Source organism: Hoeflea ulvae (genome assembly GCF_026619435.1).
Taxonomy (GTDB): Bacteria; Pseudomonadota; Alphaproteobacteria; order Rhizobiales; family Rhizobiaceae; genus Hoeflea; species Hoeflea ulvae.
The window spans coordinates 1,732,188-1,746,245 of record NZ_JAOVZQ010000001.1 but is presented as its reverse complement, the minus strand read 5'-3'; the positions used below and the strand labels follow the sequence as shown (position 1 = coordinate 1,746,245).

The 14,058-nt window shown below is 62.9% G+C and carries 8 protein-coding genes and 1 pseudogene; 5 read left to right on the top strand and 4 right to left on the bottom strand.

The window, feature by feature from the left end; translation table 11 throughout:
* Positions 1-4: 4 nt before the first annotated feature.
* Complete coding sequence (gene argE / locus OEG82_RS08125; RefSeq protein WP_267611923.1) at positions 5-1,168, bottom strand: acetylornithine deacetylase; 1,164 nt, start codon at positions 1,166-1,168, stop codon at positions 5-7.
* Between the two features lie 257 nt (positions 1,169-1,425).
* Here argE and OEG82_RS08120 point away from each other — a divergent pair, with 257 nt between their 5' ends.
* From OEG82_RS08120 to OEG82_RS08100, 5 genes and pseudogenes are all read left to right on the top strand, one after another.
* Complete coding sequence (locus OEG82_RS08120) at positions 1,426-2,445, top strand: ABC transporter ATP-binding protein (RefSeq protein WP_267611922.1); 1,020 nt, start codon at positions 1,426-1,428, stop codon at positions 2,443-2,445.
* On the top strand, positions 2,438-3,493 hold the full coding sequence (locus tag OEG82_RS08115; RefSeq protein WP_267611921.1) for an ABC transporter ATP-binding protein: 1,056 nt from the start codon (positions 2,438-2,440) through the stop codon (positions 3,491-3,493). The genes OEG82_RS08120 and OEG82_RS08115 overlap by 8 nt, the downstream gene beginning before the upstream one ends.
* A 21-nt stretch (positions 3,494-3,514) precedes the next feature.
* The gene (locus OEG82_RS08110; protein ID WP_267611920.1) at positions 3,515-5,215 is read left to right on the top strand and encodes a peptide ABC transporter substrate-binding protein; all 1,701 of its coding nucleotides are present in this window, start codon (positions 3,515-3,517) and stop codon (positions 5,213-5,215) included.
* Between the two features lie 88 nt (positions 5,216-5,303).
* Positions 5,304-6,312, top strand: a pseudogene (locus OEG82_RS08105) (ABC transporter permease).
* Entirely contained in the window at positions 6,305-7,225 is a 921-nt protein-coding gene (locus tag OEG82_RS08100; RefSeq protein WP_267611919.1) for an ABC transporter permease, read from the top strand. The pseudogene OEG82_RS08105 and the gene OEG82_RS08100 overlap by 8 nt, the downstream one beginning before the upstream one ends.
* A gap of 16 nt (positions 7,226-7,241) precedes the next feature.
* On the opposite strand, the gene OEG82_RS08095 is transcribed toward OEG82_RS08100, so the two are convergent.
* The 3 genes from OEG82_RS08095 to OEG82_RS08085 are packed head-to-tail and all read right to left on the bottom strand — an operon-like array spanning position 7,242 to position 13,894.
* Positions 7,242-8,123: a transglutaminase family protein gene (locus OEG82_RS08095; protein ID WP_267611918.1), complete on the bottom strand. Its 882-nt coding sequence runs from the start codon at positions 8,121-8,123 to the stop codon at positions 7,242-7,244.
* A 5-nt stretch (positions 8,124-8,128) separates the two neighbouring features.
* Complete coding sequence (locus tag OEG82_RS08090; protein ID WP_267611917.1) at positions 8,129-10,528, bottom strand: circularly permuted type 2 ATP-grasp protein; 2,400 nt, start codon at positions 10,526-10,528, stop codon at positions 8,129-8,131.
* A gap of 3 nt (positions 10,529-10,531) precedes the next feature.
* Entirely contained in the window at positions 10,532-13,894 is a 3,363-nt protein-coding gene (locus OEG82_RS08085) for a transglutaminase family protein (RefSeq protein WP_267611916.1), read from the bottom strand.
* Positions 13,895-14,058: the final 164 nt, after the last annotated feature.

The following is a 14,058-nucleotide window of genomic DNA, read 5'->3' as shown; positions in this document are numbered from 1 at the left end:
GACCTCAGGCGCACAGCGCATCGAGCAGCCTGTCCATGAAGGCCTCGCCGGCGGCGAGCTGATCGAGCGACAGGAACTCGTCGGGCTGATGCGCCTGGGCGATGTCGCCGGGCCCGCAGATCACGGTGGAATAGCCACGGGTCTGGAACTGGCTGCCCTCGGTGCCGTAGCTGACCACGTGCTGACCATTGTCGCCGGTCAGGCGCCGCGCCAGCGTTTCGGCCGGACCATCGGTCTCGGGCGTCAGTGCCGGAAGACCAAATCCGCGGGTGAGGTCAATTCCCGTGTCGGGATGGATTTTCTGCATCTCGGCCGTCAGCTCTGCTGCCCTGGCCTCGAAGAGCTCGGCCCATTCCTCGGGGCTTTCGCCGGGGACAAAGCGGAATTCGATGAAGAAGTTGCAATCCTTGGCGGTGATGTTGTGGGCGGTGCCGCCTTCGATCGTGCCGACATGCAGCGTGGTGAATGGCGGCTCGAACGGTGCGGCAAGTTCAGACGGCGTGCGGGCCATGTTCTCAACGTTGCGCTGGTTGGCCCAGTCGATCAGCTTGGCCGCCTGCATGATCGCGCTGACGCCATAGGGCAACAGCGATGAATGCACCTCGAAGCCGCGGACATGGACCCGGTAGCCAAGCCCGCCCTTGTGGCCGGTGACCACCCGCATCATTGTCGGTTCGCCGACAATGACTTCGCGCGCCCGCGGCAGAGCGCCGAGCATGGTTTCGACCAGATCGACAACGGCGACGCAGCCGACTTCTTCATCAAATGACAGCGCCAGCTGCAGCGGCCGCTTGAGCGGGCGGGACGAGGCGCGCGCCATGGCAAGCAGCGCCAGCGCATCGAAGCCCTTCATGTCGCAGGCCCCGCGCCCGAACAGTTTTCCATCCCGCTCGGTGAGCGTCCAGGGATCGGTCGTCCAGTTCTGGCCTTCGACCGGAACCACATCGGTGTGACCTGACAAAATCACCCCGCCATCGATATCCGGACCGGTCTGTGCATAGAGATGCGCCTTCGTGCCGCAGGGGCTGATGATCCGTTCGGAAGGGATTCCGAAACTTTCAAGATAGGATTCCACCCACTCGACAAGCGGCAAATTGGTGTCCCGGCTTACGGTAGGGAAGGAAACCAGTTTTGCGAGAATGTCGCGAGAATTAGAATAATTTTCCATTTTTTTACCCAAACCAATCCGGTGAATTTCGAGTCAGAGGCGATTTCCACATCTTTGTTCGCACCGCGAACCCTTGTCCATAGCGCTTCTGCGAGAAATTTTCTGTCGGAAGATGCCGCGTTTGAACACTTATCACTCAATTTCAAAAACCCCACTGGTCAACCACCGAAAAATTGGTCAATAGTAAGGATCACCGGCAATCGAGAGATATGACCGGCAACAAAAATAACGGGAAAACATTTCCCGAGGGGTACAGTATGCCAGACACGGCGTTGCCAATTCTGGATGTTAAAGGGCTTAAAACGGTTTTCCGTACCCGCAGCGGCGAAGTGCATGCGGTCAATTCGGTGGACTTCCATCTGCGACCGGGCGAATTGCTCGGCGTGGTGGGGGAAAGCGGATCCGGAAAATCAGTGACCATGATGTCGCTGCTTCGGCTGTTGCCGTCTCCGCCTGCGGAGATGCGCCACGGGACAGTGATGTTTGACGGTCAGGACCTGCTCAAGATCAGTCCGGAAGACCTGCGACAGGTGCGCGGGTCCAAGATCGGCTTCATCTTTCAGGACCCTATGACATCGCTCAATCCGGTCTACACGATCGGCTTTCAACTGGCCGAGCCGTTGCGTGCGCATCTCGGCCTGTCCAAGGCCGAGGCCCGGACGCGGTCGATCGAGCTTCTGCAGCTCGTCGGCATTCCCGATCCCGAAAGACGGCTGAAGGATTTCCCGCATCAGTTTTCCGGCGGCATGCGCCAGCGCGTGATGATCGCCATTGCGCTTGCCTGCGACCCGAAGGTGCTGATCGCGGACGAGCCGACCACGGCGCTGGATGTCACCATCCAGGCGCAGATCATCGAGCTGGTGAAGGACCTGCGCCGCAAGCTGGGCATGGCGATCATCTGGATCACCCACGATCTCGGCGTGATTGCCGGCATCGCCGACCGGGTGATGGTGATGTATGCCGGCCAGGCTGTCGAGGAAGGCCCGGTCAACGAGATCTTCAAGAACCCGCAGCATCCCTATACCCAGGCGCTGCTCAAGACCGTTCCGGCCGTGCGCGGCCCCCGCGCCGAGCGGCTGCAGGTGATCGAGGGGCAACCGCCGATCATGTATGAGGCGCCGGTCGCCTGCTCGTTCCGCAACCGCTGCCAATATGCCTTCGACCGCTGCGCGCAGGAAAATCCCGCGCTCTATGCGACGAATGCGCCGGGGCACCGCGCCGCCTGTTTCCTGCTGGATACGGCGTCAACGCCAGAGCCGGAGGCCATCAATGGCTGAAGTCCAATCCACGGCCGCTGCTGATCCGGCACGTCCGCTGGTCAAGGTCCGTGACCTGAAGATGTATTTCCCGATCCATTCGGGTCTGTTCCGGACCCATGTCGGCGACATCAAGGCCGTTGACGGCATCAGCTTCGATATCATGCCCGGCGAGACCCTTGGCCTGGTCGGCGAATCCGGCTGCGGCAAATCCACCGTCGGCCGGTCGATCCTGCGATTGTACGACGTCACCGCCGGCACGGTTGAAATCAACGGCTCCGAGATCGCCCATGTCGACCGCGACAGCCTGCGGTCGAAGCGGCCGATGATGCAGATGATCTTTCAGGATCCGCAGGCCAGCCTCAATCCGCGGATGACGGTGGCCAATATCATCGGCGAGCCGCTCGACGAGCACATGAAACTGACGGCGAAGGAACGGCTTGAACGCATTTACGAGCTGATGGACTGGGTCGGGCTCAACCATGCCTTCGCCAAGCGTTACCCGCACGAGTTTTCCGGCGGCCAGCGCCAGCGCATCGGCATTGCCCGGGCCCTGGCGCTCAACCCCAAATTCATCGTCTGCGACGAGCCGATCGCCGCCCTTGACGTGTCGATCCAGGCACAGGTGGTCAATCTTCTGGAGACGCTGCAGAAGCGGCTGAACCTGACCTATCTGTTCATCAGCCACGACCTGTCGATGGTGCGCCATATCGCAGACCGTGTCGCGGTGATGTATCTGGGCCGGATCGTCGAGGTTGCCTCGCGCGAAAAGCTGTTTGCCGAGCCCCTGCATCCCTACACCCAGGCGCTGCTGTCGGCCGTGCCCGAGCCCGACCCCGAGTCGGAACGGCATCGCTCGCCGATCGTGCTGCAGGGCGATGTGCCCTCGCCCGCCAACCCGCCCAAGGGCTGCAACTTTTCGACCCGATGCCCCAAGGTCATGGATATCTGCCGGCAAATCGAGCCCGCCGTCTATGACTTCGGAGACGGAAGACAGGTGGCCTGCCATCTGTATTCGGAAGACATGACAATGACCGGGGAACCAACCACCGGCGAAACAACGAACTAGAAGTTCAAAAAGGAGACAGCCATGAGACTGAAGACAATTCTGATGGGTGCCGTTGCCGCAATGGCGATCGCCCCCATCGCCCATGCCGAACGCGGCACGGACGGCGACGTCAAGATCATTTACTGGCAGGCGCCCTCGATCCTCAACCCGTATCTCTCGGGCGGCACCAAGGACATCGAGGCTTCCTCGCTGGTCGTCGAGCCGCTGGCCCGCTTCAATGAGAAGGGCGCGCTTGTTCCCTATCTGGTCGACGAGATCCCGACAGTCGAGAACGGCGGCGTTGCAGCCGACCTGACATCGATCACCTGGAAGCTGAAGGAAGGCCTGCTCTGGTCCGACGGCACGCCGGTGACTTCGGCCGACGCCAAGTTCACCGCCGACTATTGCATGGCGCCGGATGGCGGCTGCGCCCAGAGCGCGAAATTCGACGGCGTCGAAAGCATCGAGACACCGGACGAGCGCACAATCATCGTGAACTTCACCGGACCGAAGCCCGTGCCTTACGCGGCCTTTGTCGGCGCGCAGTCGCCGCTCATCCAGGCAGCCCAGTTCAAGGATTGCCTTGGCGCGAAAGCCCAGGAATGCACCGCGGCCAATTTCGGCCCGATCGGAACCGGCCCGTTTGTCGTCACCGACTTCAAGCCGAACGACGTGATCACCATGAAGGCCAATGACAACTATCGCGATCCGGCCAAGCCGGCATTTGCGACCGTCACCTTCAAGGGCGGCGGCGATGCCGCATCGGCCGGCCGTGCGGTTCTTGAAACCGGCGAGTTCGACTATGCCTGGAACCTGCAGCTGGCGCCTGAAGTCATTGCGCAGATGGCAGAAGGCGGCAAGGGCACACCGATTTCGGGCTTCGGCACACTGGTCGAGCGCATCGAGATGAACATGACCGATCCCTCCGCGGATCTGCCTGAAGGCGAGCGGGCAACCGCCAAGCATCCGCATCCGATCCTGTCGGACTTCAATGTCCGCAAGGCGCTGTCGATGGCCATCGACCGCACCCTGCTGGTCGAAATCGGTTACGGCCAGGCCGGTCGCCCGACCTGCAACCTGGTGCCTGCACCGGAACTGTTCGCATCCGACAACACCGACTGCATTGCGCAGGACGTGGATGGCGCAAAGGCGCTTCTGGATGAAGCCGGCTGGACCGTTGGCGCCGATGGCGTCCGCGAAAAGGACGGAAAGAAGTTCAAGCTTCTGTTCCAGACATCAACCAACGCCGTGCGTCAGGACTTCCAGGCCCTGATCAAGCAGTGGTGGGCTGATATCGGCGTCGAAACCGAACTCAAGAACATTGACGGTTCGGTGTTTTTCGGTGGCGATCCCGCTTCGCCGGACACGTTCCAGAAGTTCTATGCGGACGTGGAAATGTACGCCAACAACTTCGACGGAACCGATCCGGAGCAGTATCTCGGCCAGTACACCTGCGAAAAGGCTCCCAAGCCTGAATCCCAGTGGCAGGGCGAGAACATCAACCGCTACTGCGATCCGGCCTATGACGAACTGGTTGCCGAGCTCGGCAAGACCGGCGAAATTTCCAAGCGCGCCGAAATTGCCAAGAAGCTCAACGACATGATCACCAAGGAATCCATGACGATTGTTCCGCTGGTTGATCGTGGCCGCGTGTCGGCTCATGCCAACAGCCTCGGTGGTGTCGTGCTCAACACCTGGGATTCCGAAATCTGGAATGCCGCGGACTGGTACCGCATCAAGTAATGCATCAAACGGATGGTCCCGCCCCGGCGGGGCCATCCATGCTTGCTGCAAATTTCCCGCGCCAAACTGCTGAACCGAGGCGTCGCCAATGCTGACATTTATATTCAGACGACTAATGTTGGCTGTACCGACGCTTGTGCTCATCAGTCTGATCATTTTCCTGCTGCTGGATCTGGCCCCCGGCGATCCGCTCGCCAACCAGCCGCTGAGCATCCCGCCGGAAGTGCGGCAGAAGATGCGTGACGCCCTCGGGCTCGATCTCGCCCGCCTACATCCGCTATCTGCTCTGGGCCAAACAGTTTTTCTGGGTCGAGCCGCTGGTGTTCATCGACTGGGTGACGGGAACGAACTTCTCCGAAGGCATGCAGCGCATTGTCTCCTGGCAGTTCCGCGCACCGGTGTTCGACATCATCATCCAGCGCCTGCCGCAGACGGCCTGGGTCGTCGGCCTCGCCTATCTGGTCGGCGTCATGATCGCGTTGCCGATCGGCATCATCTCGGCCTACAAGCAATATTCCTGGTTCGATCAGATCGGCACCTTTATATCGATGATCGGGTTTTCAGTGCCGCCGTTCTTCTCCGGCGTGCTGATGATCGTGTTTTTCGCAATCATGCTGCCGTGGTTCCCGTCGATTTACGACACCACGCTGGTGGTCAATGATTTTGAAAGCTTCGGTCAGCAGGTGCGGCAGATGACATTGCCGGTATTGGTGCTGGCCCTGCAGACAACGGCGCAACTCTCACGCTTCATGCGCGCCTCGATGCTCGACAATCTCAACCACGACTATGTCCGCACCGCCCGGGCCAAGGGCATGACCGAAAAGGTGGTCCTGCTCGTGCATGTGCTGCGCAATTCGATGATCCCCGTCGTCACCGTGATCGCGCTCGGCATCCCGTCGATTTTCGGCGGCGCCATCATCACCGAGCAGATCTTCAAGGTGAACGGCCTGGGACAATTGCTGATCACCGCGATCTACGCCAATGACCTGCCGATGGTGCAGACGCTGGCCTTCATCTTCGCGGTGCTGATCGTGCTGTGCAACCTGATCGCTGACGTTCTCTACGGCCTGCTTGATCCGAGGATCCGCTATGACTGACGCCCCGATCTCCGCCCCGGCAGGGCCCGACACATCCGGACGCTCGCAATGGTGGGACGTGTGGGACCAGTTCAAGACCCACAAGGGCGCGCTGTTCGGCGCCGCCGTCTTCCTGTTCATCGTGCTGTCGGTCACGGTCGGGCCGCTGATCTGGACGCTGGAGCCGACCTTCATCGATATCCGGGCGCGCAACTCCGGTCCGTCAATGGCGCATCCCTTCGGAACCGACCAGCTGGGCCGGGATATCCTGGCGCGGATGATGGCGGGAGGACAGGTGTCCATCGCCGTCGGCCTGACAGCCATGCTGATCAGCGTGCTGCTCGGCACCCTGATCGGGGTGACGTCGGGCTTTTTCCGCAAGCTCGACGGGGTTCTGATGGGACTGACCAACCTGTTTCTGGCACTGCCGCTGCTGCCGCTGCTGCTGGTCATGGTGATGCTGTTCCGCGAAACCCTGGCCCGCAGCTTCGGGCCCGAGATGGGTACCTTTATCCTGATTGTCTCGGCCATCGGCGTGACCAGCTGGATGCAGACGGCGCGTATCGTGCGCGGCGAGGTTCTGGCGCTGAAGGAACGCGAATTCGTGCTGGCCGCCCGCTCGATGGGCACGCCGTCGCGTCGCATGATCCTGCGTCACATCCTGCCCAATGTACTGTCTCCGATCATGGTCTCGGCCACGCTCGGGATTGCCACCGCGATCATCACCGAGTCGGCGCTGTCCTTCCTTGGGCTCGGCTTCCCGCCGGACTTTCCGACCTGGGGCCGGTTGCTGTTTGATGCGATCGACTATCTGCAGCAGTATCCCGAGCGGGTGTTCTGGCCCGGCCTGGCGATTTCGCTGACCGTGCTGAGCGTCAACTATATCGGCGACGGCCTGCGCGACGCCCTCGATCCGCGGATCCGCGGACGTTGATGGCGGCATCAGGCCCCTATTTGCAGACCGGCGCCACGTCGACGGCCTGATGGCTGGTCTGTCCGCCCGCGGTGCGCATGGCGCCGCGCAGCGGAGCGACGTCGGCATAGTCGCGGCCATAGCCCACCACTATGTGATCGGTTCCTGCGAATGTCGCATTGGTCGGATCATATTCGGCCCAGCCGGCACCGGGGCCGCACCAGGCCGACACCCAGGCATGCATCGCATCGGCGCCCTCAAGACGGTCCTGTCCCGGCGGCGGCAGCGTCCGCAGATAGCCGCTGACATAGCCCGCCGGAATGCCGAGGCTTCTGAGCGCGATGATCATGATGTGGGTGAAATCCTGGCAGACGCCATGCCGGTTGGCAAAGGCTTCCGCTGCAGGCGTGTCCACCGTGGTGGCTTCCGCGTCAAAACGCATTTCCCGGTGCAGCGCCAGACCCAGTTTAGTTACGATGTCCGCACAGGACTGGCCGGGCCGAAGCCGGCTTCGGGCCCATTGCGCAATCGCCTTGTTAGATCTGGCATAGGCGGAGGCCGTCCGGAAATGCAATGGCGAGCGGGCCCCGAGACAGGTTACTGCTTCAAGCGCCGTGGCGAGGCCGGACAGATCCGGCGAGGCGCCCCGGGGTTCGGCGCCGCTGGTCACCTCCACCCTGGCTCTCAGGGTCATGACGATATTGCTGTGCGGCTCGTTGAACGCCATTTCGGTCAGGCGGTTGCCGAAGAAATCATCCCGCTCGGCAAGCATGGCCGGTTCCGGATCGACATCGATGCTGCCGACAATCAGCCGCTGGCGGCCCGGGATGGCCATCGGCATGGCCCGCAGGATCTGTCGCGCACCGGCAGCCGGCGCCTCGAAATCATAGTCCATGATCAGTTTGATATCGTAGAGCATCGCCATCAATCGAGGAATTGCGCATGGATGTCATTGGTCAGCAGGCCGATCGCCTGCGCCAGATCCACCAGCTTGGCCTGGTCCAGGCTCTGCGGCGTCAACACGGCGAGATCGGACTGCACGCGCAGAACCGATCGCGACAAGGCGGACAATTGTCCGTTGAGGTCGGCTCCGGGCAACAGGCTGACCTGATCGCGGATTTCATCGACATGAAAGGCGATCGAGCGCGGATTGAGCGGATCCAGCGCCAGCAGATCGACAACCGTGTCGCGGCTGGCCGTCACTGGGTAGCGCCTGCGGTGGGTCATCACACTGTCGCCGAGTTCGACGCACAGTTCGAAGCCGCCATGCGGGCTTTGCCATTCTCCGAAGGTCGCCAGCAGATCGGCCATTGCCAGGGCGCGTTCCAGCGAGCGGCCGATGGTGAGAAAGCGCCAGCCGCTGAAGCGGTACATGTTCTCGTGCACCAGTCCGGAAAAGCCGGTGATCTTGCGCAACAGCACGCCCATTGCGGATGCCGCGTCGTCTCCGGGACGGACCGTATGCCCCATCTTCGCTATCGTGGTCTCGAGGTCGGCCAGCGACGCCCAGGCGTCGACCGAGAACCGGTCGCGCACCCGGTTGGCGGCATTGACGGCGAATGAAATGGTTCTGGCGATCTCCGACGGCACGCCTTCGGAGATCGCCAGCGCGTGCTCTTCAAGATAGGCCTCAAGCGCCGTCATCAGCGGTGTGCCGCCCAGCGGCGTTTCGTCCAGACGGCTCATATAGGCCCGGGTCAGCCGCATCTGCCCTTCCGCGCGCTCCACATAGCGGCCAAGCCAGAACAGATTGTCGGCGGCACGGCTGGGAAGCAGTCCTGGCGAGGTGCGCACGAAGGATTCGCCGGTCTGCATCAGCATCGAATCCTCCGGCACCGGCGTGTCCGACACCACCCAGACATCGGCGACGGTGCCGCCGCTGCTGATCGAGACGGCGGATGGATCCTGGCCGGTCGCCGCCAGCCGGGCAAGGCCACCATGCATCAATTGCCAGCCTTCCCGGGTGCGCGCCATGAACACCCGGATGCGGACCGGTTTCGGCTGCAGGCCGCCGTCTTCCCAGCACGGTGTGGTCGACAGCGACACGAGTTCCTGGCCAACCAGATTGCGGCCCTCTTCCGACAGCCATGTGTCCAAATCGGTCCCGATCGCGGAAGTGTCGCCCCTGAGCACCACGCCCGGCTCGGCCTCGAGCGGCAAGCGGGTCGAATTGGCCGATCCGATCAGCATCGCATCGGCATGGGCGCGCACATGCGCGCGTTCCTCCGCGCCGCCGCACCACCAGGTGGCGATATTGGGCACGGAGAGCTTCCTGCCGTGCAGCACTTCCGACAGGCGCGGCAGGAAGGCCAGAAAGGCACGGCTTTCGAGAATGCCGGCGCCGAGCGCGTTGATCATGGTCACGCCTTCGGCGCGGACCGCACCCAACAGACCTGGGGTCCCCAGGCGGGAGCTGCCCTCAAGCTCCAGCGGATCGGCCCAGGCTGCATCGAGCCTGCGCCACAACACGCTGATCGGCTTGGGTCCGGAGACGGTGCGCACCATCAAGCGGCCGTCATCGACGGTCAGATCATCGCCCTCGAGCAGCATCATGCCGAGATAGCGTGCGATATAGGCATGCTCGAAATAGGTCTCGTTCATCGGCCCCGGCGTCAGGATCCCTGCCCGGCTGCCATCCTCATGGCGCAGGGCGTTGAGCCCGTCGCGGAAGGCACGGAAGAACCCGGCCAGTCGTTCGACATTGCTGCTGTTGAGAAAGCCTGCGTAGGACCGCGCAGAGGCCACGCGGTTTTCCAATGCGTAGCCTGCGCCGGAGGGTGCCTGGGTCCGGTCACCCAGAACCCACCAGCCGCCATCGGGCCCGCGCCCGATCTCGAAAGACAGGAAATGCAGGAAATGGCCCGATGCCGGTTTCACCCCGACCAGGGGGCGCAGCCATTCCGGATTGGAGGCAATCACATCGGCGGGAAGATGGCCCTCGGCAACAAGCCGGTTGGCGCCATAGAGATCAGCCACGACAGCTTCGAGCAGATCAGCCCGCTCGGCCAGGCCTTCAGCCAGCGCCTGCCATTGCCTGGCCGGCTGGATCACCGGCAACGGGCTCCAGGGCCAGTCCCGGCGGCTCTTGTCCTCGCCGTAATTGCGCACGAACACGCCCGCGTCACGCAGATACTGGGTGCCGCGGGCAAAGGCGCGCTCGCGCTCGTCAGGCTTCATGGCGTCCAGATGCGCGATCAGGCCGGCCCATTCCGGGCGAATGCTGCCATCATCGGCCAGCAACTCGTCGGGCACGCCCGGCAGGGGCGTGTAACCCGACAGGATGGATGGCCGCTCCGGAACTTCGGCCTCGGCTGCATCCGGCACGGCTCAGATCCCCGGTTTGCGGCGCAAATCGAGCGTGAACGGAAACTCCGGATGCGGCGTTTCGGGCGCAGGCATCGATGCGCCGGGCGAATGGCCGCGGTGCTCGAAGCGGGCCAGCCGGCGGGCTTCGGCCTCGTTGCCATTGACCGGAAAGGTGTCATAGCTGCGGCCGCCGGGATGGGCGACATGATAGACGCAGCCGCCCAATGCCTTGCCCGACCATGTGTCGAAAATGTCGAAGGTCAGGGGTGCATTGACCGGCAGCACCGGATGCAGCGCCAGCGCCGGCTGCCAAGCCTTGTAGCGCACGCCGCCGACGGCGGATCCGGTCTGGCCCATTTCGGTCATCGGCACCGGACGACCATTGCAGGCCACGACATAGCGCGACGGATCGGCAGTTTCGAGCTTGACCTGCAGGCGTTCGACAGAACTATCAGTGTAGCGCACGGTGCCGCCGATGGCGCCGGTTTCACCCAGCACATGCCACGGCTCCAGCGCCTGGCGCAGTTCGAGCCGGACGCCCTCATAGGTCACTTCGCCGCAGAAGGGAAAACGGAACTCGGCCTGGGCCTCGTACCATTCGGAGCGCAAATCAAAGCCGTGATCGCGCAAATCGCGCAGCACATCGAGAAAATCCTGCCAGATGAAATGCGGCAGCATGAATCGGTCGGTCAGCGCCGTGCCCCAGCGGGTGAACCGTCCCTTGGCCGGGCTCTGCCAGAACCGGGCCACAAGGGCGCGGATCATGACCTGCTGGGCAAGGCTCATGCGCGGTTCCGGCGGCATTTCAAAGCCGCGGAATTCGACCAGACCCAGCCGGCCGGTGGGGCCGTCGGGCGAATAGAGCTTGTCGATGCAGATTTCCGCCCGGTGGGTGTTGCCGGTGACATCGGTCAGCAGATTGCGCAGCAGCCGGTCGACGAGCCACGGCAGCGGCGGCGTTCCGGCATCGGGATGCGGGATCTGCTCGAGCGCCGTCTCCAGCTCGTACAGGCTGTCATGACGGGCTTCGTCAATGCGCGGGGCCTGGCTGGTCGGGCCGATGAACAGGCCCGAGAACAGATAGGACAGGCTCGGATGGCGCTGCCAGTGCAGGATCAGGCTGGCGAGCAGGTCCGGCCGGCGCAGGAACGGGCTGTCGAGCGGCGTGGCGCCGCCGACGACCACGTGATTGCCGCCGCCGGTGCCGGTGTGGCGTCCGTCGATCATGAACTTGTCGGCGCCCAGGCGGGTCTGACGCGCTTCTTCATAGACGCCTTCGGTAATTGCCTTGCATTCATCCCAGTCGCTGGCGGGATGAACATTGACCTCGACCACTCCCGGATCGGGGGCAACGCGAATGACATTGAGACGCGGATCATGCGGCGGGCCGTAGCCCTCGATATGAACCTTCAGACCAAGCCTGTCAGCAGCAACTTCAGCGGCGGACACCAGTTCGAGATAGTCCTCGACGCGTTCCACCGGCGGCATGAAGATGCAAAGGCGTCCATCGCGGGGTTCGACCGAGATGGCGGTGCGCACGGCGCCATCAAGATCGCCGACCGTCTGTTCGACCCGGGTCTGGGTGGCTTCGGCCGCGGTGAATTGCGCAACCGGCTGGGCCGAAGCCTCGGCGGCGCGGGCATCGGCCAGGGCGTCGGCCAGCGCCGCAGCCGCGGTTTCGGGATCGGGCAGATCGCCGCGCGGCTCGGTGGGATCGGCCGGATTGACGAAGGGATAGGACGATGCTGGCACATGCGGCAGCGAGCCGAGCGGCAGACGATAGCCGACCGGGCTGTCGCCAGGCACCAGGAAGACATGGCCACGCCGGGTTTTCCACTTCTCCGAGCGCCAGCCATGGCCGGCAGCTTTCGACTGCCAGCGCTGCACCGGCAGCACAAATCCCGAAGGCGTCGCCAGTCCGCGCGAAAACACCGTGGCGATGCGATGGCGTTCCTCGGCGTCATCCAGCTTGGAATTATCCGGGGTCACATTGTCGGGCAGATTGCCTTCCTTGAGGATCCACTCTGCCGGGTCCTCATAGGCTGCAACCACGTGATCGTCTTCAATCCCGAGATTGTCGGCAATGGCTGCCAGCAATTGCTTGGCGGTTTCGGGACTGGCCTGTCCGGTGTCGGTGCCTTCATCGGCAATGAGTTCGGGATTGTGCCAGATCGGCTTGCCGTCGCGACGCCAATAGAGCGAAAAGGTCCAGCGCGGCAGGGTCTCGCCGGGATACCATTTGCCCTGGCCGTAATGCAGGAAACCGCCGGGGGCGAAGCGGGTGCGCAACCGGCGGATCAGTTTGTCGGCAGCCTCGCGCTTCTGCGGACCGACGGCAGCCGTGTTCCACTCCTCGCTCTCGAAATCGTCGATCGAGACAAAAGTAGGTTCGCCGCCCATGGTCAGGCGGACATCGTCCTCTTTAAGCTTGGCGTCGATGTCATGGCCGAGCTTGTCGAGTGCCGCCCAGGACTCCTCGTTGAAAGGCTTGGTGATGCGCGGATGTTCGGCCATCCGGTCAACCCGCATGTCAAAGGCGAAATCAACCTCTGCATAGCTTGCCAGTCCGGAAATCGGCGCGGCATTGCGGAAATGCGGCGTGGCGGCGAGCGGGATGTGGCTTTCGCCGGTGAGCAGGCCGGAGGTCGGGTCGAGACCGATCCAGCCGGCACCTGGCAGATAGACCTCGGTCCAGGCATGCAGGTCGGTGAAATCGTGATCCGTTCCCGCCGGGCCGTCGATTGCCACCAGATCAGGCTTGAGCTGAATCAGGTAGCCCGAAACGAAGCGTGCGGCAAAACCCAGATGCCTGAGAATTTGTACCAGCGTCCAGCTTGAATCACGGCAAGAGCCCTTGCCGGTCGAGAAGGTTTCCTCCGGCGTCTGCACGCCGGGCTCCATGCGGATGACATAGCCGATCTCATTGGCCAGGCGGGCATTGAGCCCGACGACGAAATCCACGGTGCCGGTTTCGGTGCGCGGGATCGTGTCCATGAACGCCTTGAGGCGCGGGCCGGCCGGCTCGGGCGTCCGGTAGATCACCAGATCGGGCGCAATGTCCTCGGGATATTCGAAAGGCCAGTTCTCGGCGGATTCCTCGACGAAGAAATCGAACGGATTGTAGACGGTCATGTCGGCGACCAGATCGACCTCGATCTTCAGCTCCATCACCGGATCAGGAAATACATAGCGCGCCATCCAGTTACCGTAGGGATCCTGCTGGTAATTGACGAAGTGCTGTTTCGGGCTGATCTTGAGGGAGTGGGAGACCACCCTGGTGCGGCTGTGCGGCGCCGGCCGCAAGCGGATGATCTGCGGGCCAAGGGTAACAGGGCGGTCATATTTGTAATGGGTCAGGTGGTAGACGCTAGCCAGAATCGACATGGGGTGTATCCGTTGATCGGGCGGCCTTGCGGCGCGAGCCAGCATGCCCTGCCCGCCATGTCATGTCCACCGCCATGATGCAGCGCACACCAAAACTCTCACCGAACCGCTGTCCAGGGCCGTGCGCGATGGCAGAGCGCCCTCGAAGGCCGAACCTTTTGGGT